This window comes from Bacillus sp. TCT6, assembly GCF_056033845.1.
Window position 1 is genome coordinate 132,497 of sequence record NZ_JBVYHX010000001.1, and the last position, 25,210, is coordinate 157,706.

General features: G+C 34.5%; 18 protein-coding genes and 2 pseudogenes. 14 read left to right on the plus strand and 6 right to left on the minus strand.

Annotated features, from left to right (window positions below; genetic code table 11):
- Positions 1-12 precede the first annotated feature (12 nt).
- Both AC0ONG_RS00590 and AC0ONG_RS00595 read right to left on the minus strand, forming a co-directional pair.
- The gene (locus AC0ONG_RS00590; protein WP_001183099.1) at positions 13-1,314 is read right to left on the minus strand and encodes an MFS transporter; all 1,302 of its coding nucleotides are present in this window, start codon (positions 1,312-1,314) and stop codon (positions 13-15) included.
- 145 nt (positions 1,315-1,459) lie between these two features.
- The gene (locus tag AC0ONG_RS00595; protein ID WP_322217701.1) at positions 1,460-2,986 is read right to left on the minus strand and encodes an FAD-dependent oxidoreductase; all 1,527 of its coding nucleotides are present in this window, start codon (positions 2,984-2,986) and stop codon (positions 1,460-1,462) included.
- 581 nt (positions 2,987-3,567) lie between these two features.
- Between AC0ONG_RS00595 and desB the strand changes: the two genes are divergently transcribed.
- Entirely contained in the window at positions 3,568-4,653 is a 1,086-nt protein-coding gene (gene desB, locus AC0ONG_RS00600) for a Delta(10) desaturase DesB (RefSeq protein WP_000661220.1), read from the plus strand.
- Positions 4,654-4,706: 53 nt separating this feature from the next.
- Here desB and AC0ONG_RS00605 read toward each other — a convergent pair whose 3' ends face one another.
- From AC0ONG_RS00605 to AC0ONG_RS00615, 3 genes are all read right to left on the minus strand, one after another.
- Positions 4,707-5,462, minus strand: a complete 756-nt coding sequence (locus AC0ONG_RS00605; protein WP_003255986.1) for an amino acid ABC transporter permease — start codon at positions 5,460-5,462, stop codon at positions 4,707-4,709.
- A 47-nt stretch (positions 5,463-5,509) separates the two neighbouring features.
- Positions 5,510-6,304: an ABC transporter substrate-binding protein gene (locus AC0ONG_RS00610; RefSeq protein WP_000823756.1), complete on the minus strand. Its 795-nt coding sequence runs from the start codon at positions 6,302-6,304 to the stop codon at positions 5,510-5,512.
- A gap of 122 nt (positions 6,305-6,426) precedes the next feature.
- Positions 6,427-7,149 carry an amino acid ABC transporter ATP-binding protein gene (locus tag AC0ONG_RS00615; protein ID WP_016078581.1) on the minus strand — a complete coding sequence of 241 codons (723 nt, stop codon included), beginning with the start codon at positions 7,147-7,149 and terminating at the stop codon, positions 6,427-6,429.
- A 374-nt stretch (positions 7,150-7,523) separates the two neighbouring features.
- Here AC0ONG_RS00615 and AC0ONG_RS00620 point away from each other — a divergent pair.
- The 9 genes and pseudogenes from AC0ONG_RS00620 to AC0ONG_RS00660 all read left to right on the plus strand — a co-directional run.
- A pseudogene (locus AC0ONG_RS00620) lies at positions 7,524-7,709 on the plus strand (HAMP domain-containing protein); the annotation flags it as partial.
- A 369-nt stretch (positions 7,710-8,078) separates the two neighbouring features.
- Positions 8,079-8,651: pseudogene (locus tag AC0ONG_RS00625) on the plus strand (methyl-accepting chemotaxis protein); the annotation flags it as partial.
- A 146-nt stretch (positions 8,652-8,797) separates the two neighbouring features.
- Positions 8,798-9,247, plus strand: a complete 450-nt coding sequence (argR, locus tag AC0ONG_RS00630) for an arginine repressor (RefSeq protein WP_000711826.1) — start codon at positions 8,798-8,800, stop codon at positions 9,245-9,247.
- A gap of 268 nt (positions 9,248-9,515) precedes the next feature.
- Positions 9,516-10,748: an arginine deiminase gene (gene arcA, locus AC0ONG_RS00635; protein WP_000682331.1), complete on the plus strand. Its 1,233-nt coding sequence runs from the start codon at positions 9,516-9,518 to the stop codon at positions 10,746-10,748.
- Positions 10,749-10,778: 30 nt separating this feature from the next.
- Complete coding sequence (argF, locus tag AC0ONG_RS00640; RefSeq protein WP_000930283.1) at positions 10,779-11,777, plus strand: ornithine carbamoyltransferase; 999 nt, start codon at positions 10,779-10,781, stop codon at positions 11,775-11,777.
- Positions 11,778-11,876: 99 nt separating this feature from the next.
- Complete coding sequence (gene arcD, locus AC0ONG_RS00645; protein WP_000503413.1) at positions 11,877-13,292, plus strand: arginine-ornithine antiporter; 1,416 nt, start codon at positions 11,877-11,879, stop codon at positions 13,290-13,292.
- Between the two features lie 37 nt (positions 13,293-13,329).
- Complete coding sequence (gene arcC, locus AC0ONG_RS00650; RefSeq protein ID WP_098829329.1) at positions 13,330-14,292, plus strand: carbamate kinase; 963 nt, start codon at positions 13,330-13,332, stop codon at positions 14,290-14,292.
- A 202-nt stretch (positions 14,293-14,494) separates the two neighbouring features.
- A complete protein-coding gene (locus AC0ONG_RS00655; RefSeq protein ID WP_001081908.1) occupies positions 14,495-15,184 on the plus strand; it encodes a Crp/Fnr family transcriptional regulator in 690 nt (229 codons plus the stop codon).
- Positions 15,185-15,340: 156 nt separating this feature from the next.
- On the plus strand, positions 15,341-16,024 hold the full coding sequence (locus AC0ONG_RS00660) for an ABC transporter permease (protein WP_474203504.1): 684 nt from the start codon (positions 15,341-15,343) through the stop codon (positions 16,022-16,024).
- A gap of 123 nt (positions 16,025-16,147) precedes the next feature.
- On the opposite strand, the gene AC0ONG_RS00665 is transcribed toward AC0ONG_RS00660, so the two are convergent.
- Positions 16,148-17,482, minus strand: a complete 1,335-nt coding sequence (locus tag AC0ONG_RS00665) for an FAD-binding oxidoreductase (RefSeq protein ID WP_016078584.1) — start codon at positions 17,480-17,482, stop codon at positions 16,148-16,150.
- Between the two features lie 243 nt (positions 17,483-17,725).
- Between AC0ONG_RS00665 and AC0ONG_RS00670 the strand changes: the two genes are divergently transcribed.
- The 4 genes from AC0ONG_RS00670 (at position 17,726) to AC0ONG_RS00685 (ending at position 25,196) form a co-directional block, all read left to right on the plus strand.
- Complete coding sequence (locus tag AC0ONG_RS00670; RefSeq protein ID WP_001044700.1) at positions 17,726-19,390, plus strand: glycoside hydrolase family 13 protein; 1,665 nt, start codon at positions 17,726-17,728, stop codon at positions 19,388-19,390.
- A gap of 205 nt (positions 19,391-19,595) precedes the next feature.
- Positions 19,596-21,233, plus strand: coding sequence for a PTS transporter subunit IIBC (locus AC0ONG_RS00675; RefSeq protein WP_000705560.1), 1,638 nt, complete (start codon positions 19,596-19,598; stop codon positions 21,231-21,233).
- A gap of 4 nt (positions 21,234-21,237) precedes the next feature.
- Complete coding sequence (locus tag AC0ONG_RS00680; protein WP_016078585.1) at positions 21,238-22,029, plus strand: endonuclease/exonuclease/phosphatase family protein; 792 nt, start codon at positions 21,238-21,240, stop codon at positions 22,027-22,029.
- Positions 22,030-22,334: 305 nt separating this feature from the next.
- Complete coding sequence (locus AC0ONG_RS00685) at positions 22,335-25,196, plus strand: YhgE/Pip domain-containing protein (protein ID WP_000810075.1); 2,862 nt, start codon at positions 22,335-22,337, stop codon at positions 25,194-25,196.
- Positions 25,197-25,210 lie beyond the last annotated feature (14 nt).

The window sequence follows — 25,210 nt, forward strand, 5'->3', positions numbered from 1 at the left end:
TTTGTGCCCTTTTTATTTTGTAGGAATGAAGAAAACAGATATAGCTGCGATAAGACCTGCAAAGGAGAATAAGTAAAAATTCCATGCTAAGTCATATTGCATTGTCATAATAATACCGACAAGAATTGGGCCAGCAATTGCACCAACTCGGCCAAGCCCCAGTCCCCAGCCTAAGGAGGTAGCTCGGATATGTGATGGGAAGTATTGTGTTACATATGCATTTAATATTTGAGTAATACCGACTGATCCAATACCAGCAAGGCCAATTAAAAGATAAATGATTGTAACAGATGGTTTGATTGTTAATAGTCCGATACATATAGCTGCCATAAGATAAGAGATGCTAATAACAATTTTTGCTCCTATACGATCAGCAATTGCTCCAGCGAATAATGCGCCGATAGCTGCGGTAATATTTAGCATAAGTAGAAATGACAGACTAGACCCAAGAGGATATCCTGCCTGGCGCATCATCTGTGGTAACCAAGTGTTTAAACCGTATATTAAAAACATTCCCATTATATAAGTGATCCAAAAAAGTAGCGTTGCTTTTATGTATTCTTTTGAGAATAACGTAGTAAATCCATTTTTCTTTTGTATAGTAGATGGAGCTTGATGAGTTTTATTTTTCACATGAAATTCAATTGGAAAACGATTAAGAATTTGGTTCACTTCTTCTTGGCGATTACGTGATAATAAAAATTGAATGGACTCAGGTAAATAGCGAATAATGAAAGGAATGAGGAGTAGTGGAATCATTCCGATACCAAACATAATTCTCCATCCGAAATCTTCTAACATAAATATAGACAAAATAGCACCTAACACGATACCTAAAGGATAGCCAGTAAACATAAGAGCATAAATAAAAGATTGCCTTTTTTTGGGTGAATATTCAACAGTAAGTGCTGAAGCTGTTGGGATAACACCGCCTAATCCGATTCCTCCTATAAATCGAGATAATCCAAATAACTCAGGAGAAGGAGCGATAGCCGCTAAACCCATTGTGATAGAAAAAAGTGCTAAACAGCATATAAGCGTCCATTTACGTCCAATTAGATCTGTAATCGTTCCAACTAGAATAGCCCCAATAAACATCCCAAATAAAGCATAGCTTGCAATTGTGCCAGCGTGCGATGGTGATAGCGCCCAGCTTTTGTCTTCTAGGAGCTTTGGTAGAACGGCACCGTAAATACCTAAATCATATCCATCAGCTAAAATGGCTAGCCAACAAATAAAAACAACAAGTTTTGTAATAGAGCTTGAAAAGATAGTTTCTGTAGATTCTAGATGAGGTGGAGCTGAAGGTTGCATAATATTCCCCCCCTTTTTAATTTGTAGATGAATATATTATTTCATTTAATGTTAATATTTTCCTCCCTGTGTTGAAATTTATCTGAAAAGGTTTTATAACAAATAAAGAAGTTCAACAGTAATTATGTTGAACTTCTTTATTTGTTCACTCATTATCAACTCGTTTTAACGGTTGATCTGCTGGACCTTCAAGAACGTCTCCTTCAATTGAAAAACGAGAACCATGGCAAGGACAATCCCAGGTACAATCACCATTATTCCATTCAACTTCACAGCCGAGATGTGTACAAGTTGTATCGACGATATGTAATTTTCCTTCTTTGTCCTTATAAGCACCTGCTCGTTTACCGTTAACATGTACGACAGATCCTTCACCAACTTCGAGATCTTCTGGCTTACGTAATGCGGTTTCGATCTTTCCTTCAATTAAATGTTTCGCAACATCAATGTTCTGGGAGAGGAACGTTTTTATATCTGGATTTGCATGGAAGCGTGATGGTGCATACAGTTCTTTATAGGGACTGTGGACTTTTAGGATGGAGTCCTTCAGTAGCTGAGCGGCAGCAGTTCCAGTTGTCATTCCCCATTTGCGATATCCAGTTGCAACAAATATATTTGGATTTCTTTCGTTAATATGTCCGATATAAGGAAGCTTATCTAGAGTGATTAAATCTTGTGCTGACCATCTATAAGGAACCTCGTCTATTCCAAAAGTTGCTTCAGCAAAAGAATAGAGTGCTTCATAATGAAGCATCGTATTTATTCCTTGACCTGTTTTATGACTCTCTCCGCCAATCAAAATTAATTTTTCTCCATTGTTTGTTATATAGCGTAAGGAGCGCTTTGGATCATCAATACTTAAATACATGCCACCTGGATATTCCGTTTTTGCTTTTATTGCAAGAGCGTAGGAGCGTTCTGCGTACATTCGCGTAAAGAAAAAGCTATTCGCATCATAAAAAGGAAAATGTGAACAAGAGACGACATATTCACAAGTGATATGATCGCCCTCTTTTGTAATTATTTGTGGATAATCTCCCTTTTCCACATCCATAGCTGTTGTTTGTTCGTAGACCTTTCCGCCCATCTCCACAAACTTTTCTAAAAGTGTTTTTAAATAAAGAAGGGGATGGAATTGTGCTTGATTTTTCATTACAAGCGCAGATTGTACTGGAATAGGAATCGATAGAGATTGAACATAGTCACAAGGTATATTTAATTTTTGATAAGCTTCATATTCTTTCGATAAATTTCTTAATCCGTTATCAGTAGTTGTATATAAATATGAATCTTCATTTGAGAAATTACAGTCGATTTTATATGTTTGAACAGTTTTATTTATGAATTGTAGAGCCTGATTATTTGATTCATAGTAAAGCCGGGCCTTTTCTACACCGAAATGATTTATTAATTCATCATAAATAAGATCATGTTGTGCTGTTACTTTCGCTGTTGTATGCCCAGTCGTTCCGTTTAAAATACGACCAGAATCAATTAAAACAACATCGATGCCTTCTTTTGCAAGTAAATAGGCAGTAGTAATACCTGTAATACCTGCACCGATAATAGCAACTTTCGTTTTTATATTTTCGGATAAACGAGGGAAAGTAGGAAACTGAGTAGATTCAATCCAATAAGATAGCGGCAGTTGTGGAAATGTATCACTTTTCATTGCTGAAACCTCCTGATTTTAGAACAATTTTCCTTTTAATATTTCCATATTATATGAAATTCATGTGTGTTGTTTTAGAAGAAGTCTATTTTTATTAAAAGAGGTTATAAATTATTTTAATATAATTAATTAGGTGGGGCATTATGAAGAAGTAGGATTTATATAAAACTAAATTCAAGTGATTCTGTTTGTTGATTACATAGAGATTTATTGAATGAGATAGGGTCTATGGCGTTTAAGAAAATGTCTATATATAGTGGATAAAACCTTATGGAATCTATACATTTTTTTTAGTGAAATAAAGTATGATTATAAAAACATAACCACCTTTTATTACTAGGTCATAAAAGGTGTTGACAATATAGAAATTCTATTGTTATGATTCATCATGTGGAAAGGTTGATAGAGAGTAAAAAGAGAAATGTTTTTCATTGATAATAAAAGCGAAAAATAAGTGACGATAGAGTGAGTATATTTTCCTTATAATACATGCTTTTTGGATCATTTAGTAAAATCAATCTGGAAGCAAGAATTGATATATGTAAGTTGCGCAAGGCGCGGCATAAGAAAGGGGCAAAAGGATGAAGGAGCTTCATACATTTGGGTGGTATGCAGCACGTGTATCACCACATTTGCCGAAAAAAGCATTTAAACCAGTGCCTACTCGTTTATTTGGTGGACTGGCTTATTTGCTTGTGGCATTGGCGGGGTTAATATCGATTGGTGTATTTGAATTGAATGTGTGGGCGAATCTAGGAATTGCGATTGTTCTTGGATTATGTTTTGCTTCACTAGGATTTTTAGGGCATGAAATTTTACATGGAACTGTTGTAAGAAAGGCATGGCTTCGTGACTTCTTAGGAGCGATTGCATTTATGCCATTATCAACAGGGCCAAAGCTTTGGAGAAAGTGGCATAATGCAACGCATCATGTTCATACACAGCATGAAGAGAATGATCCGGATGCATGGCCGACACTTGAGAAACTTAAGAAGAGTAAGTTTTTGAGTTGGGTATATCGTATGCCTCTACATGTACGTTCATTCTTTAGTTTTCTGTCACTAACAATTCAATTTACATTGCATTCGACTCGAATGTTCTTTCATTTTATAAAAGAGTTCAAGTCATCCAATCAAAAATCTGTATGGCTTCAACTTCTTTTGCCTTGGACAGTTTGGATTAGTTTATTGTTTATTATGGGACCTGGAAAATGGTTATTTGCATATGTCATTCCGTTGTTAATTGCTAACTTTATTGTAATGGCATATATCGCAACAAATCACCGCTTAAATCCAATTGTTCCAGTAAATGATCCGTTAGCAAACTGCTTATCAGTAACAGTGCCGCGCTGGGTAGACGTTTTACATTTCAATTTCTCATATCATACAGAACATCATCTGTTCCCTGCTATGAGCTCTAAATACTATCCGTTAGTAAAAGAGAAGATTAAAGAAATGTGGCCGGAACGTTATCACGAAATGCCGATGACAAAAGCATTGGCAGCACTTTGGAATACACCACGTGTGTATTATCACGGAAGTGAATTAGTTGATCCGCATAGAGAGCATTTCTACGGTTCTTTAGGAAATGGCTTAGACCCTCATAATATTTCATATCGTGAGGAACATATAGAAGAAAAAGAGAGTATTAAAAAAATAAATCAGTAAAAATTAATATATTTTTGCAGTGAAAAAGCAAGCCATCTCAGGCTTGCTTTTTCTTATAAAGAAACTTCCTTTTTGTTCTTTTTATTGACTTGGAAGGAGTTAGTTTCTTTTCGTTGTAATCGTTTTTCTAAAAGATTAACAAAATAAGTAAATAGAAGAACAAGTACGAGATAGTATGCACCAACGATTATGTAAGTATCTAATTGTTGGAAGTTACCTGCTGCAATTGATAAACCCGATCCCCATAATTCGGACATTCCTACATAAGCAACAAGTGAAGAATCTTTTAATCCGATAATAAATTGGTTTCCTAGAGGAGGAAGAGACAGACGAAATGCTTGTGGTAATATAATTCGTCGCATAGCTAAAGGATAAGGCATGCCTAAAGAGCGAGCTGCTTCTAATTGTCCTCGGTCAACGGATTGAATAGATCCACGGAAAATTTCCGTAATATATGCACCGTTATGAATTGCTAAAGCGATTGCTCCTGCCCAAAAAGGGGTGAAAACAACAACAGATGTAATTCCAAAATAGAGAATGGCAATTTGAACAATTAAAGGTGTACCACGAATAATAGCAATGTAGACATGAGCGATACTATTTAAAACTTTATTGTTAGAGATTCGAAAGAAAGCGAATAATAATCCAATTAATGAACCGAGTACTAGGGAAGTTAATGTTAATTGTAATGTGACAATAGTAGCTTTTAAGAGTGTGGGATAGGAAGAGATAAAAATTTCAAACATGCGTTTCACCTCATATTGTATAGATTTTAGTAGAGAATGAAATGCCCCACATAAAATGAACACTTAATCAGTGGGGCACTGTTTATGAATCTTTTGAATGGCTAACTTACTTACTTCGTTTTTTCCTCTTCACCAAGAATATTACGTCCGAACCATTTTTTACTGATCTTATCATACGTACCATCTTTAATGATTTCATCTAACGCTTTATTTACTTTCTCAACCATTTCTTTATTATCTTTGCGAATAGCAATTCCCATTTCATCAAGATTTAATGGTTTTCCGGCTTCTTTTATATTCGATTTTCCTTCTTTTATCATACGTAGACCAACCATTTGATCCGTAATTACTGCGTCAACACGCCCAGGCTCTAAATCCATAAGAGCAGTAATATCACTGTCATATTCTGTGATTTGATCTGTATATTTTGCAACAAGATTTTTAAAGGTACTAGCTTTTACAACACCAATTTTCTTACCTTTTAAATCTTCTGGAGAAGAGATAGCGGTATTCTTTTTAGCTACAAAAATTTGGGCGCCAGAGCGATAGTACGGATTTGAGAAACTAACAGCTTTTAAGCGCTCCTCTGTAATTGCCATACTACCCAGTATTACATCATATTTCTTCGCTTGAAGACCTTGAATTAGCGTTTCCCATGGGTTTGTAACTGGCGTAGCCTTCATGTTCATCTTTTTAGCAAGAGCTTCACCGATTTCTACATCAAAACCGACAAGTTTGCCGTCATTTTCTTTATAGTTAAAAGGTTTGTATAATCCACTCATCGCATAGCGAAATTCTTTTTCACCATTTGATGAAGTAGTAGAACTTTCTTTGCTACAAGCTCCTAGTATGAAGGATGTACATAGTGTAATGCTCGCAACAATGGTTAATAGTTTTCTTTTCATAAAACCCCTCCTATATATTGATCATACGGATGGTTTTTTAGTATGTTATTGAAATATTTTATTTGGATGATTAGTTGTGCACCGTATGAATGTATTCCTTTTCGTTTGAAACAGAAGTTACATTATAAAACGTTGCGTAAAAATTGTTTCGCTCGTTCATGTGATGGAGCTGAAAAGAATTGTGCTGGCGGAGCATCTTCTACAATCTTTCCATCGTCCATAAAGATGACGCGATCAGCTACATCTTTTGCGAAATTCATTTCATGAGTAACAATAACCATTGTCATCCCTTCTTCAGCAAGTTCTTTCATAACTTGCAATACTTCTCCAACAAGTTCAGGGTCTAAAGCTGAGGTAGGCTCATCAAATAGCATAATCTTAGGGCTCATTGCAAGAGCTCGTGCAATGGCAATGCGCTGTTTTTGACCACCTGAAAGAAGATGAGGAGTTACATCCGCTTTATCTTGAAGGCCGACTTTTTGGAGAAGTTGATTTCCAATATCCTTTGCATTTGCTTTCTCTAATTTTTTTACGTGAATAGGTGCTTCTATGATGTTTTCTAGTGAGGTCATATGAGGAAAGAGGTTAAAGTGCTGAAAAACCATACCGACATTTTCACGGACTTTATTTAAATTTGAATGCTTTGGATCAATTCGCTCACTTTGTAAGTGGATTTCACCTTCATCGTACATTTCTAAAAAGTTAAGACAGCGAAGTAATGTACTTTTACCAGAACCACTGGCACCAATTAAAACAACAACTTCTTTTTCTTTTACTTCTAAATCAATTCCTTTTAACACATCAAGTGAACCGAATGATTTTACTAGATTTCGAACTTGAATCATACAAAACCCCCAGTTAAAAATATATTTTACAAATGTTGCCCCTTATTTCTGTTATTAGTCATAAATTGTCAGAATCCTTTATTTTTTTCGTGCAATTTGATATTCAAAGAAATAATATTTTTAAAATCTCTATATCCTTCTATAATGAAAATATGGATAATAATATATAGGTAGTATTTATATTGCTTATAAAAAGGGGGAAAGGAAAGATGGAAAAAGAAAGAAAAACATTTTCTTTTGGATTACGTACACAACTTATGCTATTCACTACAGTTTTAGCTTTTATTACATATTCAACAAGTATATTTTTTATTTACGTGATATACGATTATTTTCAAAGTTATGTAAGTCAAACTCTATATAATATTATCGTTATGTTATTAGGGGTAGTATGGTCTGGAATTTTAGCATATGGAGCAGCCGTATTTTTAATTAAACCACTTCGCAAGTTAGAGGAAGCGGCAAGAAAAGCAGCTGAGGGTGATATTCGTGAAGATGTTCCATTACCGAAGACAGATGATGAAATTAAATCTTTAAGTGTTGCATTTAATATGATGTTAGGAAACTTAAGGGGCATGGTAAAAAATATTGATACAACATTTTCGTATACAAATAATCAAGTACAGCAGATTAGAAAACAAACAGGCGAAGCAACGAGACAAGCGCAAGGTGTATCTGAGACACTTGCAGAGATTTCTTCAGGCGCTGAGCAATCAGCGGCATCAATTCAAGCAATTGTTTCTGCTGTTGATACAACGACGTCTATTGCAAGTGAAGTAGAAGAAAAAGCGAAGCAGTCTGATACGTTGTCTTCAGAAATGGTTCAAGCTTTAGGGCATAGTACTCGTGTCTTTACGTCTTTAATTCAAGGTATTCAAACATTGGCAAAAGAAAATGAAAATTCAATGCAAAATGTACAGAAGTTAGAAGAACGAATGAAACAAGTAGAACATATTGTGTCTGTTGTGAGTGCGATTGCTAGCCAAACGAATTTATTAGCACTAAATGCTTCTATTGAGGCAGCTCGCGCAGGAGAGCATGGAAGAGGTTTTGCGGTTGTTGCGGAAGAAGTACGTAAACTTGCTGATGAAAGTGATCATTCTGCAAGAAACATATCTCAGTTATTACGGAATATGCAAGATGAAGTACAACAAGTTGCAATGAAAATGACAGAACAAGTGAAAATAGCTAAAGAAGAGGCGAAACGTGGGGAAGCTACGGAATTAATTTTAAAAGAAATGTCATCAAGTGTTATGGAAGTAGCCGATGCAACTCAGCAAATTAGTAGTTATATGAATGAACAAGTGAGCCACATTCATCAAATAGGAGCACAAACAAAAGCTGTAGCAGCAATTGCTGAAGAAACGTCAGCTGGTTCGCAAGAAGTGGCGCGTGTGACGCTACAACAGTCTAAAAATATGATAGTAATCGATCAATTATTAAAAGATTTAGAGAAGCAAGCAACTGATTTGAAACAAACAATTGAACGATTTTCAATGTAAAAGGAAGAACAGAATGCTGTTCTTCTCTTTTTTATTTAGTTTGATTTAATATTTACAGTTAAACTATGAACGTTTCCGCAACATTCTTTTCTCTCCCTTTCGGATGAAAATTATAGCGAGCTATAATATTAAAAGGGGTGTCTTTTATGAAAAAAGAAAAAAGACAACGGTTAATTAAACAATTTGTAAAGGAGTATGAAATAGATAAGCAAGAAAGATTAGTAGAATTGTTAGCAAAAAAAGATGTATTAGTAACACAAGCTACGGTTTCTCGCGATATTCGTGAGTTAAACTTAACGAAGGTACCTTCTCAAGAAGGATTAATGATATATAAAGTTTTCTCAGAAGAGCATTTACAAACTGATATAAAGTTAAAGAAAAAATTACGAGAAGTTGTTGTGAAAATTGATTGTGTAGATCAATTAATGGTTATTAAAACATTACCTGGTAATGCACATGTTATTGGTGTTTTATTTGATGAGTTAGATTGGAAAGAAAAAATAGGATGTATATGTGGAAATGATACATGCCTTATAATTTCACAGTCGAAATCAGATAGGGAGATTATAGAAGAAAGATTAAATTTAATTATTTAGATGTAAAAATCCTGTTTTTAATAAAATTAAAAACAGGATTTTTGTTTAAATACGGAAGTTGAATATTCAACATATATGCGTAATATATGTGTTTTTTATTGAAAAAGCGAGAGAGTTTGTTATAAAAATACAAATTCGTATGATTTTAAAAAAATAACTTGTTTAATATTTCACAATGATAATGTGGATGCTTTCACAAAGATGAAAGTGCAGAGCATTTATTATGTACTTGTAAGACATCAAACATATTTAAAAGGAGGTACAACAAATGAAACATCCGATACATGTTACTTCAGAAATTGGGGAATTACAAACGGTTTTATTAAAACGACCGGGTAAAGAAGTGGAAAACTTGACGCCAGATTATTTGCAGCAATTATTATTTGATGATATTCCATACTTACCAATTATTCAAAAAGAGCATGATTATTTTGCACAAACGTTACGCAATCGGGGTGTTGAAGTTCTTTATTTAGAAAAACTAGCCGCTGAGGCGTTAGTAGATAAAAAACTTCGAGAAGAATTTGTTGATCGTATTTTAAAAGAAGGACAGGCTGACGTAAATGTTGCACATCAAACTTTAAAAGAATATTTACTTTCCTTTTCAAATGAAGAATTAATTCAAAAAATTATGGGCGGTGTACGGAAAAACGAAATTGAAACAAGTAAGAAGACACATTTATATGAATTAATGGAAGATCATTATCCGTTTTACTTAGATCCAATGCCTAATTTATATTTTACTCGTGATCCAGCAGCTAGCGTGGGCGATGGCTTAACGATAAATAAGATGAGAGAACCAGCGCGTAGACGTGAATCATTATTCATGGAGTACATCATTAAATATCACCCAAGATTTGCAAAACATAATGTACCAATCTGGTTAGATCGTGATTATAAATTTCCAATTGAAGGTGGCGACGAGCTAATTTTAAATGAAGAAACAATTGCGATTGGAGTGTCTGCTCGTACTTCAGCTAAAGCAATTGAACGTTTAGCTAAAAATCTCTTTAGCCGACAAAATAAAATTAAGAAAGTGTTAGCAATAGAAATTCCAAAATGCCGAGCATTTATGCATTTAGATACAGTATTTACAATGGTTGATTATGACAAGTTTACAATTCATCCAGCCATTCAAGGGCCAAAAGGGAATATGAATATTTATATTTTAGAAAAAGGATCAGATGAGGAAACTCTTAAAATTACACATCGTACTTCTTTAATGGAAGCATTAAAAGAGGTATTAGGCTTAAGTGAATTAGTTCTTATTCCATGTGGAGGAGGAGATGTAATTGCTTCTGCTCGTGAACAATGGAATGATGGCTCGAACACATTAGCAATCGCACCAGGTGTAGTTGTTACATATGATCGCAACTATGTATCCAATACGTTATTACGGGAGCACGGTATAGAAGTAATTGAAGTGCTAAGTTCGGAATTATCTCGTGGTCGTGGGGGTCCACGTTGCATGAGTATGCCAATTGTTCGTAAAGATATTTAGTATAAATAACGGAGAAAGTAGGGATGAAGTATGTTAATGACTAGACCAAATTTAAAAGGAAGAAGCTTTCTAGCAGAAAAAGATTTTACACAAGAAGAATTGTTATATTTTCTAGATTTGGCAGCAGAATTAAAAGAGAAAAAGAAAAATGGTATCCCGCATCATTATTTAGAAGATAAGAATGTAGCGCTCTTATTTGAAAAAACCTCCACTCGTACGCGCTGTGCATTTACAGTAGCATGTACAGATTTAGGGGCGAATCCTGAATATTTAGGGAAAGGTGATATTCAGCTTGGGAAAAAAGAATCCGTAGAGGATACAGCAAAAGTGTTAGGGCGTATGTTTGACGGAATTGAGTTTCGTGGATTTAATCATGAGACTGTAGAATCTTTAGCACAAAATTCTGGTGTGCCAGTTTGGAATGGATTAACAGACATGTGGCATCCAACACAAACACTAGCAGATTTATTAACAATTAGAGAACATGTAGGGAAGTTGAAAAATGTGAAGCTCGTTTACGTTGGAGATGGACGAAATAATGTTGCTAATAGCTTACTAGTTGGTGGAGCAATCGTTGGAATGGATGTACGTATTTGCACACCAGAATCTTTATGGCCTGCACAAGAAGTAATTGATTTAGCAAAAAAATATAATGAACAGGTAATGATAACAAGTAATGTGGAAGAAGCTGTTGCGAATGCAGATGTAATTTATACAGATGTATGGGTGTCTATGGGGGAAGAAGAAAAATTTGCTGAACGTGTCGAGTTATTGAGACCTTATCAAGTAAATATGAAAATGATTAAAGAAACAGGGAATGAAAACGTGATTTTCTTACATTGTTTACCTGCATTTCATGATGTTGAAACGATGTATGGCGAAGAAGTTTACGAGAAATATGGGTTGAAAGAAATGGAGGTAACTGACGAAGTATTCCGCAGTAAACATTCAAAAGTATTTGATCAAGCTGAAAATAGAATGCATACAATTAAAGCGGTTATGGCAGCTACTTTAGGAAACATGGAGTAAAGAAGAAAGGGAGTCTTCCTTTCTTCTTTCTCCTCCTTTAGACACTATCATTCACTATTGCTTTTGTATTGTTATTGCAATTAAAGAGAGGTGAGTGGAATGGGTGAAGATAAGAAATTAGGGTTGTTTACACTAACGGCTCTTGTAGTTGGGTCTATGATTGGCGGTGGAGCCTTTAATTTAGCGAGTGATATGGCAAAAGGTGCTGGTGCTGGAGCCATTATTATTGGCTGGGTTATAACAGGAATTGGGATGATTGCACTTGGATTATCTTTTCAAAATCTAACTGTAAAACGGCCAGATTTAGATGGTGGTATTTTTAGCTATGCAAAAGCAGGATTTGGTAATTTTATGGGATTTAATAGTGCGTGGGGATACTGGCTATCTGCTTGGCTTGGGAATGTAGCTTACGGTACATTATTATTTTCTTCATTAGGATATTTCTTCCCGATCTTTGAAGGCGGTCAAAATGTAGAATCCATTATTGGTGCAAGCGTATTATTGTGGTGTGTTCACATGTTAATTTTACGTGGAGTTCAATCAGCAGCACTTGTGAATTTAGTAACTACAATCGCAAAATTAGTACCTGTATTTGTATTTATTGTCATAGGAATCTTCGCGTTTCATATTGATACATTCTTAGATGGATTTTGGGGGCAAACTGGTTCTTTTTCATGGGGAGCAGTTGGCAGCCAAGTTAAAAGTACAATGCTTGTAACTCTATGGGTATTTATTGGGGTAGAAGGGGCGGTTGTTTTATCCAGTCGAGCAAAAAATAGAAGTGATGTAGGGAAAGCAACCGTTATTGGCTTAATTGGTACACTCATCATTTACATTTTAATCACATTATTGTCTCTTGGACTTATGCAGCAAGCAGATATTGCTGGTTTGAAAAATCCAGCTATGGCTTATTTATTTGAAAGTGTTGTTGGAAAATGGGGTGCTATCTTTATAAATTTAGGTTTGGTCATCTCTGTATTAGGTGCTTGGTTAGGTTGGACTTTGCTCGCTTCTGAAATTCCATATTTAGCGGCTAAAGATGGAGTATTTCCAAAATGGTTCGCAAAAGAAAATAAAAATAAGGCTCCAGTAAATTCATTATGGATAACAAATGGTTTAATTCAAATATTCTTGTTAACATTCGTCGTTTCTGATCAGGCGTATAACTTTGCATTCTCTTTAGCATCTTCAGCCATTTTAATTCCATATGCTTTTTCAGCATTTTATCAACTGAAGCATAGCTTAAAATCTGAAGAAGTAGATCGAAATAAAAATATAATAATTGGTTTGATAGCAAGTATTTATGGTGTGTGGTTAGTTTATGCAGCTGGTTTAGAGTATTTATTATTAACAATGACTTTATATGCGCCAGGTATTTTTATTTTTTACAATGTTCAAAAGCAAAAGAGTTCGAAGCAAATATTTACTCGAGTGGAATTAGCATCATCCGTAGCAATTGGTGCTTTAGCATTCTTTGCGATTTATGGATTAATTACAGGCAGTATTACTTTATAAAGCGCTGTGAAAGCGAAATGAACTGGAGGGCTGAAATATGGCACGAAGAAAAATTGTAGTTGCACTAGGGGGAAATGCGATACAGTCTGGAGAAGCTACTGCGGGAGCGCAGCAAGAAGCGTTGGAAAAAACGGCGGAACAACTTGTGAAAATAATGGAAAATGATGTGGATATAGTAATTGCGCATGGAAATGGCCCACAAGTGGGGAATATTTTATTACAGCAAAAAGCTGCAGAAACGGAAAAGACACCTGCAATGCCATTAGATACTTGTGGGGCAATGAGCCAAGGGATGATTGGATATTGGATGGAAAATGCGATTGAAAAGGCATTAAAAAAACGGAATATACAAAAAGATGTAGCAACGGTTATAACGCGCGTTGTTGTGGACAAAAAAGATGAGGCATTTAAAAATCCAACTAAACCAATTGGTCCTTTTTATACAGAAGAAGAGGCCAGAAGATTAATGGATGAAACAAAAGCAGTGTTTAAAGAAGATGCTGGTAGAGGATGGAGACGTGTTGTTCCATCACCGAAGCCTGTAAGTATTCATGAACATAAAGTGATTAATTCTTTGGTGGAAGATGGAAACATAGTGATAGCTGTTGGCGGGGGTGGAATTCCAGTAATTGATTCCGAAGAAGGGTTAGAAGGAACTGAAGCGGTTATCGATAAAGATTTCGCTGCGCAGAAATTAGCAGAATTAGTAGATGCCGATACGCTCGTTATTTTAACTGCAGTTGATCATGTGTATGTAAATTATAATCAACCGAATCAAAAAAAATTAGAGCATGTCACAGTGAATCAATTAGAAGAATATATTGAAGAACAACAATTTGCTGCGGGAAGCATGCTTCCAAAAATTGAAGCTGCTATTAATTTTGTTAATACAAATCCAAAAAGAAAAACAATTATTACGTCTTTAGAAAAAGTATATGAAGCACTAGAAGAAAAAGCTGGTACTATTATTTCAAAACAGAATGTATGCATGTATGTTTAAATTATTATGTACGCTACTTAGTAGTAAAAAAAAGAATGAGGTTAATAACTTCATTCTTTTTATTTATTAATATTTTTTGTACTCATTGTTCATAAAGTTTTCATGATGAAATCTGAATATATAAGTTAATTATGATAAAATTCAAATTGAATACGCTTTCTTGATTTTTCGCTCCAACATACAGCAAGAGAGAGGGAATTTTATGAATAGACGGAACGTAGTGAAAGACTTAAAGCAGTTCGAATTATTTGCTCATTTAACAGAAAAAAAATTGAAAGGCTTAACAGAGTTTGTTTATTGGCGAACTTATAAAAAAGGTCAATTTTTATTTTTAGAAGGGGATTCAAGGGAAAGAATTTACTTCATGTTAGATGGTTTTGTAAAGTTAGAGCGGGTTAATCAAAATGGGAACTTATTATACGATGACTATGTAAAGCGGTATTCTATTTTTCCTTATGGTGGTATGTTTACAGACAGAGGATATAACTATACAGCAGAAGCAATGACGGATGTGGAGGTATATTATATTCCAACGGTAATCTTTGAAGATGTGGTAAAATCTAGCAAAACGCAATTGATGTACGTTGTTCAGCAATTATCATCTATATTAAAATTGAACGAAAATCGAGTGCAAAATATTACAATTCCTAATGCACAAGATCGTGTTATCCAGACGTTAAATTATTTAATGCAGGATTTAGGAGAACAGAGTGGGGAAAAGATTGTAATTTCATGTCCGCTTACAACAATTGAAATATCCAAAATATCTGGAACATCTCGAGAGACAGTTAGCAGCGTATTAAAACAATTAAAAAATGAGAGCATTGTTACAATTTTAGATAAAAAAATTACAATACATGATCCAACATATTTTGAAGAAATTTCTATGTGAAAATTGTATATTAATTTTTTAATTCATAATGTATATTAATAAGGTTCTTTATATATTTATAAGGAACTTTTTTACGTTATCCTCTATAAAAAGATTGTATAGTATGGTAATAATAGCTAAAATCGATAATAAAAAACAAAGTGAAGGGGAGAAAGAATGATTCGTATTGAGTATGATCGATTAGTAGCTATTTGTTACAGTATAGGGGTTTTGTTATTATTAAAAATTCCAAATGATAATGAATTAATTGGGGAAAAACTATTCAACGTCTATAGGGTTCCGATACATACGTATGTTTATATGGATTATAAAGTCTCAAATATATTGATTGTTTCTTTCATACTACATGTAATTGCATTTATATTATTTTTAAAATGGCTAGGAAAAAAGGAGTCTAGTATATTTAGAAAAACGAATAAGATAAAAGTAGTAGGCATTAGTATTTTGATTGTAATGATGCCGTTTATTTTAAATACAATCCTCCAGACATTGAATAAAACATGGTACTACGCAGGAAAAACAGGGGTAGAAGCAATAGAATATAAAAAAGAAGATAGCCAGTGTAGAATGGAGAAAAAAGGAGAGAATATCCAACCGAAGTGCATTGTTACTTTAAAAAATTATCGTAATCATTCACAAGCATTAAAAGTTGTTTTATATGATAATGCAAACGAGAATTCAAAAAGCTATCCAGTACCGAAACCAGTCTATTTACAAAAACACGAGACAAAGCAATTCGAATTTCAAGTTCCTGTTTCTTATAATAGAGGTATTGAAAAAGATAAAGTACCAAATATTAAATTACATTTATTGCATGAAAATGATGAGAAATACAATTAATTCGTAATTGAAAGCTTATGAGTAGGAGCAATCATTTGAAACGATATAGAAAATCAACTTGAATCATCCAACATACTGCGAGGTAACGGCATATTGGATGATTTTTTTATGTTATCCCCTTTTTCACGTATGAAAAGGAGGAATACTTTGTTGGAAATGAAAAACATTACAAGGATCATACATAGTTTTTACTTTACGCAATCTGTGAAAGTTAGAGCCATAATAACTAGTTTGCCAATTTTTAATGTCGATATCGGGCCAGTTAACATAGTCACCTAGTGTATAAGGGTCTAAGCTTTCTCGTAAACCTTTAACCCAGCGTATATTTCGATTTTCTTCATCATCGCATTTCCAAGAGGTAATGTATTCTTGAGCAATAATTGCTTTACGATGAAAATAAGCCGTTTCATTCGGCGAAATATTTTCAACAGCACCTATGAGCGATTGATGCCAAATACTAGCATCTTTATTTGGGGCATGAGAAAGAAAGTATTGCATGATTTGAATGCCTTTAAGGGGAATAGGTTTATAGACATAGGAACCAGAGCGCTTGAAATTTTCAGGGATGTTACCGCCATTAAAAAATTCAACAGCCTTTATATAAGGAACTTCTTCTATAAAGAGAGAGGGGCTACCAGTTTCAAGAAGAGGGGATAATAGGAAATGGAGTTCAGAGGGAGAACCGACAAACTCGCCTTGTGCTTTGATTTTATTTCGTTGCTTGGCGAATAATTCGATCGATGAAGTGAGACGTTCATCTATATAAGGTGCCCAGTTTTGCCACGCTTGAAATGCAGCAATAAAGTCGTCCCATTCCCATGTAATTGAGAAAATTGATACATTTTTTATCGGGTGGACTCGAAAAGTTAAGGAAGTGACAATTCCGAAGTTGCCACCACCGCCACCACGGCATGCCCAAAAAAGGTTAGAGTTCTCTTGTTCATTTGCACGAATGAGTTTTACACCAAATTTTCCACACGCTTGTACCATTTCCACTTCCATTAATTGATCACATGTTAATCCAAATAAGCGCGAAAGCATACCAATACCACCGCCAAGTGCTAATCCAACAATTCCAACGCTTGCACTTGTACCAGCAGGAATTGTAACACCGTAATTCCAAAGTTCTTTATAAACAGTGCCAAGATTTGCACCAGCCTCAATTGTTGCTGTTAATTTCTCTGTATTAACAGTAATGCGATGCATTTCACTCACATCAATAATAAGTCCTCTATTTAAAAGAGAAAAATTTTCATAGCTATGACGTCCGCTTCTTAACCGAAATGGTATATGACGTTCACGTGCCCATTTTAAGGCGTTACAGATATCCTTGTTATTTTGACAAAAAACAATAATACAAGGGAGTTTTGGAATACTTAAATTTAAATTCATTCGGGCTACGTCGTAGTCAGGATCTGTGGGAACAACGATACGACCTGTTAATTTTGTTTGCTTCAATTTATTACTCCTTTCTAAAATAATCAGAGCTTTTTATTAATATATGAAAAATGTCTGTAATACGCGTGGACAAGGAGAGGTGAAGAATGAGATTTACCTTTGTGAGAAATAAATAAAGCATAAGAATAAAGAATCTACATAGAGTTCAATGAAAACAGTTGCAAACTGTTCATATTTTGTTATGATAGTGTTACGAAAACGTTTGCATAAAATTCCGATGGGATGCAAAAGGAGAGAATGACTATGAATAAGACATGGTGGAAAGAAGCGGTTGCTTATCAAATTTATCCACGAAGCTTTATGGATTCAAATGGTGATGGTATTGGAGATTTACAAGGTATTATTGCAAAACTGGATTATTTAAAAGACTTAGGTATAGATGTAATTTGGATTTGTCCAATGTATAAATCGCCTAATGATGATAATGGTTATGATATTAGTGATTATCAAGATATTATGGATGAGTTTGGTACAATGGCAGACTTTGATGCTTTACTAGATGAAGTTCATAAGCGTGATATGAAGCTAATTATTGATTTAGTTATTAATCATACGAGTGATGAACATCCATGGTTTATTGAATCACGTTCATCTAAAGATAATCCGAAGCGTGATTGGTATATTTGGCATGATGGTAAAGATGGTGCGGAGCCAAACAACTGGGAAAGTATTTTTAATGGTTCGGCATGGGAATATGATGAAGAAACAGAACAATATTATTTACATCTATTCTCACGTAAACAACCAGATTTGAACTGGGAGAATAAAGAAGTTCGCGAAGTACTATATGATACGGTTAATTGGTGGCTTGATAAAGGTATTGATGGTTTCCGCGTTGATGCAATCAGTCATATTAAAAAAGAAGAAGGCTTTAAGGATATGCCAAATCCAAAAGAGTTAAAATATGTGCCATCTTTTGATAAACATATGAATGTGAAAGGTATTCAACCTTTATTAGAAGAGCTAAAAGAAAATACATTCTCTAAGTACGATATTATGACTGTTGGTGAAGCAAATGGCGTTAAGATTGAAGATGCTGAGCTTTGGGTTGGAGAAGAGCAAGGTAAGTTCAATATGGTATTCCAGTTTGAACATTTAAGTTTATGGGATGCAGAGAAGAAGAAAGACCTTGATGTTGTAGGATTGAAAAAAGTATTAACGAAATGGCAAAAAGGATTAGAAAATAAAGGATGGAACGCTTTATATATTGAGAATCACGATAAACCACGTATCGTTTCAACATGGGGAGATGACAAACAATATTGGCGTGAAAGTGCAACAGCTCTAGGGGCGATGTATTTCTTTATGCACGGTACACCGTTTATTTATCAAGGCCAAGAAATTGGTATGACAAATGTTCAGTTACCAAATATTGAAGATTACGATGATGTAGCAATTAAAAATTTATATCGCGAGAAGATTGCAGAGGGCGTACCACATCAAGATATGATGGAGATTATATGGGCTTCTTGCCGCGATAATTCACGTACACCTATGCAGTGGAATGATGAGATGAATGCTGGTTTCACAACAAGTACACCTTGGTTTAGCATGAATCCAAATTACAAAGAAATTAATGTTGAAAAGCAAAAAAATGAAGAAAAGTCTATTTTCAATTTCTATAAGAAAATGATTGCCCTGAAAAAAGAGCACGATGTACTGAACTATGGTACGTACGATTTACTTTTAGAAGACGATCCACAAATTTATGCATATACACGTACGTTACAGGATGAAAAAGTCATTGTAATTAGTAATATCTCAAAAGAGGAAGCTGTGTATAATGAGGGTTCATTTGCACTAGAACGCAAACGTTTGCTTTTAAATAACTATGAAGTTGCGGAACATGAAGAAGTAACAACAATTGCTTTAAAACCTTATGAAACAAGGGTTTATCGCATTTCATAATAAAAAAGGATGCTCTTTGAGCATCTTTTTTTATGAAAAAAAATAAATTTCTATTGCAAAGTGAAAACGCTTTTATTAAAATAGATTTATGAAAACGGTTGCGTAAAGATAAAAATAAAGTAATATAAGGAATCGTTTTCATAAAGGGAACAGAAATTATAATTTAAATCATTATGTTGTTATAAATAAAGGGGAGGAAGAACAGATGAAAATTACGTCTTTTGATTTTTGGCAAAAGTTCGGGAAAGCTTTATTAGTTGTTGTAGCCGTAATGCCAGCAGCTGGTTTAATGATTTCCATCGGTAAGTTAATTGGTATGTCTGCTGGGGATGTTAACGCAGTTCATACAATCGCTCGCGTAATGGAAGACATCGGTTGGGCAATCATTACAAATCTACACATCTTATTCGCAGTAGCAATTGGGGGATCTTGGGCGAAAGATCGCGCGGGTGGTGCATTTGCAGCGCTATTAGCATTCGTCTTAACAAACCGAATTACAGGAGCTATATTTGGCGTAAACGCTGAAATGTTAGCGGATTCAAAAGCGAAAGTTTCTTCAGTAATAGCGGGAGATTTAATTGTAAAAGATTACTTTACTTCTGTACTTGGTGCACCTGCATTAAACATGGGAGTGTTCGTAGGGATCATCACAGGTTTCTTAGGAGCTACTTTATATAACAAATATTATAACTATAATAAACTGCCACAGGCATTAGCATTCTTTAATGGAAAACGATTTGTACCATTCGTTGTAATTCTTTGGTCTACAGTTACTGCGATTGTATTATCACTTCTATGGCCATTCATCCAAAGTGGGTTAAATGAATTTGGTCGCTGGATTGCAGCTTCAAAAGATAGCGCACCAGTTGTTGCACCGTTTGTATATGGAACGTTAGAGCGTTTATTATTACCATTTGGTTTACACCATATGTTAACGATTCCGATGAACTATACAGAGCTAGGCGGAACATATACGATGCTAACTGGTTCAAAAGTTGGACAAGTTGTAGCAGGACAAGATCCATTATGGCTTGCATGGATTACAGATTTAAATAATTTATTAGCAAATGGAGATACGAAGGCATATAACGATTTATTAAATAACGTTGTACCAGCTCGTTTCAAAGCTGGACAAGTTATCGGCTCAACAGCAGCGTTAATGGGGATTGCATTTGCGATGTTCCGTAACGTTGATAAAGAAAAGCGTGCAAAATATAAACCAATGTTTTTATCAGCAGCATTAGCAGTATTCTTAACAGGTGTAACAGAACCAATTGAATTCATGTTCATGTTTATTGCTCCAGTATTATATGTTGTATATGCTATTACAACAGGACTTGCATTCGCACTAGCTGATTTAATTAACTTACGTGTTCATGCATTTGGATTTATTGAGTTAATTACTCGTACACCAATGATGGTTAACGCAGGTTTAACAAGAGACCTAATCAACTTTGTTATTGTTTCATTAGTGTTCTTCGGTCTTAACTTTACACTATTTAATTTCTTAATTAAAAAATTCAACTTACCAACACCAGGGCGTGCAGGTAACTATATTGATAATGAAGATGAGGCATCAGAAGGAACAGGAAATGTACAAGATGGTTCATTAGCAACAAAAGTTATCGATTTATTAGGTGGAAAAGAAAATATTGCTGACGTAGATGCTTGTATGACACGCTTACGTGTAACAGTAAAAGACTTAGATGTTGTTGCACCAGAAGCACAGTGGAAACAAAATGGTGCTTTAGGGCTTATTGTAAAAGATAAAGGTGTACAAGCGGTATATGGTCCGAAAGCTGACGTATTAAAGTCAGACATTCAAGATATGTTAGGTGCGTAATAATATGAAATTGCTAACTTTAAACTGTCATTCTTGGCAAGAAGAGAATCAAATAGAAAAGATACAATACCTTGCTAAAGTAATTCAAGAAGAAGAGTACGATGTCATCGCATTACAAGAAGTAAGTCAGTCCATACAAGCTGAAAATGTATGTGGTAACAAGAAAAAAGATAATTTTGGACTTTTACTATTAGAAGAGTTAAAAGCGCTACATGTAAAAGATTACAATATTACTTGGGATTTCTCTCATATTGGTTATGACGTGTACGAAGAAGGATTAGCGATTATAACGAAGCATAATATTATAAAAGAAGATACGTTCTTTATTTCAGAAAACGAGGATACAACGTATTGGAAAACGCGTAAAATTGTAAGTACAACACTTGCTTATAATGGTAAGGATATAACGTTTTACTCTTGCCATCTCGGTTGGTGGAATGATGAAGAAGAGTCATTCAAAGGTCAATTCGATCGTTTGATGGAGCGTGTAGATAGCAATAAGCTCGCCTTCTTAATGGGAGATTTTAATAACAATGCTCGCTTGGAAGGCGAAGGTTATGAGTATATGATGCAAAAAGGGTTGTATGACACATATGAATTAGCAATAGAGAAGGATGAAGGAACGACTGTCCAAGGCGAGATTGCTGGTTGGGATGAAAATAAACATAGTTTGCGAATCGATCTAATATTGTGTAACCAAAGTAAAAAGGTTCATTCTTCAAAAGTTATTTTTAATGGTACAAACAGAAATGTAATTTCAGATCATTTCGGTGTAGAGGTTCAATTGGATATATAATAGAAGAAATCCTCACAGAGAATAAAAGCTGTGAGGATTTTTTTTAGGAATACAAGTATTTCCAAGAGAAAATACTTGTATTTTTTATGACATTTCATATATATTTGTTATTATTGAATGTAAAACCGATTTGGTCATTTTGTATTCATACTTTGACTCACTTCGTTATATAATGAAGTAAGTGAAAGTTAATGGGAAAAAATAGTACGTTTTTGGTTAATACACGATGTAGAAAGTGATATAATTGCAAAATGCATGTATCATTTTCTAAAGAAGGAAAAATATATAATTAGGTGATAACTTCTATGAAACAGATTTGGCGTATTTATAAGACAGATTTACGGAATGTAGCCAAACATTGGGCTGCAATTGTTATTGTTTTAGGATTAATGATTTTACCATCGTTATATGCATGGTTTAACATTAAAGCTTCTTGGGATCCGTATGGAAATACAAAAGAGGTTCCCATTGCAGTTTCTAACCAAGATGCAGGTTCTAATTTAAGAGGGAAAGATATTAATATCGGGAAAGAGATTGTAGACTCCCTTAAGAAAAACAAAAATCTTGGCTGGAAATTTGTAGATGAAAAACAAGCAATTTACGGAGTTGAGCGTGGGGATTATTATGCAAGTATTACGATTCCAAAAGACTTCTCTGAAAAAATCGCAACTGTTCTGGATGAAAATCCGAAAAAACCAGAACTGGATTACTATGTGAATGAAAAAGTAAACGCGATCGCACCGAAGATTACAGCAAAAGGTGCATCAGGTATTACAGAAGAAATTAGTAAAAACTTTGTTAAAACAGCAAACGGTGAGATTTTTAAAATTTTCAATGACCTTGGAATCGATTTAGAAACAAACTTACCAAGTATCGAAAAAGTAAAAGATCTTGTATTTAAGTTAGAAGCGCAGTTCCCAGAAATGAATACACTCATGGATAAGGCGTTAGATGATGCGACTCGAGCAGAAGATATTGTGAAAGTGGCGCAAAAAGATTTACCTGTTGTAGAGAGTGTAATAAATGATGGGCAGGAAGCATTGGCGAATTTAGATAAGTTCTTTGCAAGACAAGATCAAACATTAAAAAACGCTCCAGGAACGATAAGAAATGATTTAGTAGTAGCAAAAGGCGTTATGGATAGTGCAGCTGTATTTACTAACTTTTTAATGAATCCAGGTGTGGATTTAAATATTCCTGATTTCTCTGGAATGAATGGATTACCTGAATTCCCTGCAAGACCGGACCTTTCTAAGTTGAATAATGACGGATATAAAAGTATAGCGCAAAATATTAATCAAACAGTAAATAATGTTTTAAGCTCATCACGTGCAGGAACAGCTTATGGGAAAAGTGTTTTAAATGGATTGCAAAATGGTCAGTTTGATCCAGAACAAGCAAAGAAAGATTTAAATGCAGTATCAAATCAATTGCAAGCTCGTACAGAAGGTATTTCGTATCTTATTAATGTATTTACTGAACTTCAAAACTCAGCGACGACTGATTTTGGAAAAAGCTTTTTCCAAGGGCGAGTGGATCGCCTAACTAAGCTGAAAAGTGGTATGGAAAATGCAAACAACGGTATTAAAGATATTGTAAATGTTATCGGTACAGGACAAGAAGTAAAGAAAGATGTAACAGATGTAGCAAATCAAAAATTAGATGCAGCAAATGCATTAATTGATCAAGCTGAAAAAGATTATAATGAAACGTTTGTAGCAGATTATAAAAAAGCAGTTAGCACAGTAGATCAAGCTAAAGCTAATGCGAATGAAATATACGATAATGCAAAAGCTGATTATGATAAAGCGAAAAATGGTCTAGAAAGTACTAAATCTAGTGTCCAAAAAGCACTAGAGGATGTACAAAACAAAGGTATTAATGGTTTAGAAGGTTCGAAGGAAGCCTTGAAAAGCTTAAATGGTCAATTCCAATCTGGAATCGGTTTAATTGATGATATGATTCCAGTTCTAGAAAGTACAAATAAGGTTTTAGCGGATGTAAATAGTGATAAAAACCTTAATAATGGAATCGCAAAATTAAATAAAGCGAAAAGTAGTCTGCAAAAAGGTGTAGATGCAACGAATAAGGGGATTACACTTCTTAACAATGGACAGAAACCTACAAAAGATGTAATTGAAAGTATTAACAATGCTGCGAAGGGCGGATCAGCTCAATTAACAGATGTATTATCGACGTATGATTCAGAGATTGTACCTAACTTCAATACAGCAATTGCTCGTACAAAAGAGATGTCGAAAAATACAACTCAAATTTTAAACGATGCAGACAAAAAGCTTCCAGATGTTAAAAAGTTACTAGAAGATTCATCAAAAGGCTTGGTAGACGGTAGAAAGAAATTAGTAGACATTAAAGCTGAAATGCCGGAGACTGAGAAAAAGATTAAAGATTTAGCAAATAAAATTCGTGATTTTGAATCTGAAGAGGATTTAAAAGACATCATACGCTTATTGAAAAACGATGTTGAGAAGCAAAGTGATTACTTTGCGAATCCAGTAAATTTAAAAGAAAATAAATTATTTGCGATGCCGAACTACGGTTCAGCGATGTCACCATTCTATACAGTGCTTGCATTATGGGTAGGCGCATTATTAATGGTTTCATTATTAACGGTAGAAGTACACGAAGAGGGCGCGAATTATAAGAGCCATGAAATTTACTTCGGACGTTTATTAACATTCTTAACGATAGGTCTTTCACAAGCGTTTATCGTATCGATGGGAGATATATTCTTACTCGGTACGTACGTAGTCGATAAGTTCTGGTTTGTGTTATTTAGTTTATTTATTGGTGGAGTCTTCGTTTGTATCGTATACTCACTCGTTTCTATTTTCGGAAACGTTGGGAAATCGATGGCGATCATTTTACTTGTACTGCAAGTAGCAGGATCGGGCGGAACATTCCCAATTCAAATGACACCAGCGTTCTTCCAAGCAATTTATCCGTTCTTACCGTTCACGTATGCAATTAGTGCAATTCGTGAAACAGTTGGCGGAATGCTTTGGGATATCGTAACACGAGATTTACTTGTGTTAAGTGTTTTCGTAGTAGTTATGATTGTTGCTGCGTTATTACTGAAAACACCAATTAACAAATCAAGTGAAAAATTTGTTGAGAATGCAAAAGGAAGTAAAATCATTCATTAAGAAAAGGTTCCTAC

What these genes read in the sequence shown, in the direction of transcription:
- AC0ONG_RS00590 (WP_001183099.1), bottom strand. Translation starts at nt 1,314, where the DNA reads ATGCAACCTTCAGCTCCACCTCATCTAGAATCTACAGAAACTATCTTT.
- AC0ONG_RS00595 (WP_322217701.1), bottom strand. Translation starts at nt 2,986, where the DNA reads ATGAAAAGTGATACATTTCCACAACTGCCGCTATCTTATTGGATTGAA.
- desB (WP_000661220.1), top strand. Translation starts at nt 3,568, where the DNA reads ATGAAGGAGCTTCATACATTTGGGTGGTATGCAGCACGTGTATCACCA.
- AC0ONG_RS00610 (WP_000823756.1), bottom strand. Translation starts at nt 6,304, where the DNA reads ATGAAAAGAAAACTATTAACCATTGTTGCGAGCATTACACTATGTACA.
- AC0ONG_RS00615 (WP_016078581.1), bottom strand. Translation starts at nt 7,149, where the DNA reads ATGATTCAAGTTCGAAATCTAGTAAAATCATTCGGTTCACTTGATGTG.
- argR (WP_000711826.1), top strand. Translation starts at nt 8,798, where the DNA reads ATGAAAAAAGAAAAAAGACAACGGTTAATTAAACAATTTGTAAAGGAG.
- arcA (WP_000682331.1), top strand. Translation starts at nt 9,516, where the DNA reads ATGAAACATCCGATACATGTTACTTCAGAAATTGGGGAATTACAAACG.
- argF (WP_000930283.1), top strand. Translation starts at nt 10,779, where the DNA reads ATGTTAATGACTAGACCAAATTTAAAAGGAAGAAGCTTTCTAGCAGAA.
- arcD (WP_000503413.1), top strand. Translation starts at nt 11,877, where the DNA reads ATGGGTGAAGATAAGAAATTAGGGTTGTTTACACTAACGGCTCTTGTA.
- arcC (WP_098829329.1), top strand. Translation starts at nt 13,330, where the DNA reads ATGGCACGAAGAAAAATTGTAGTTGCACTAGGGGGAAATGCGATACAG.
- AC0ONG_RS00655 (WP_001081908.1), top strand. Translation starts at nt 14,495, where the DNA reads ATGAATAGACGGAACGTAGTGAAAGACTTAAAGCAGTTCGAATTATTT.
- AC0ONG_RS00660 (WP_474203504.1), top strand. Translation starts at nt 15,341, where the DNA reads ATGATTCGTATTGAGTATGATCGATTAGTAGCTATTTGTTACAGTATA.
- AC0ONG_RS00670 (WP_001044700.1), top strand. Translation starts at nt 17,726, where the DNA reads ATGAATAAGACATGGTGGAAAGAAGCGGTTGCTTATCAAATTTATCCA.
- AC0ONG_RS00675 (WP_000705560.1), top strand. Translation starts at nt 19,596, where the DNA reads ATGAAAATTACGTCTTTTGATTTTTGGCAAAAGTTCGGGAAAGCTTTA.
- AC0ONG_RS00680 (WP_016078585.1), top strand. Translation starts at nt 21,238, where the DNA reads ATGAAATTGCTAACTTTAAACTGTCATTCTTGGCAAGAAGAGAATCAA.
- AC0ONG_RS00685 (WP_000810075.1), top strand. Translation starts at nt 22,335, where the DNA reads ATGAAACAGATTTGGCGTATTTATAAGACAGATTTACGGAATGTAGCC.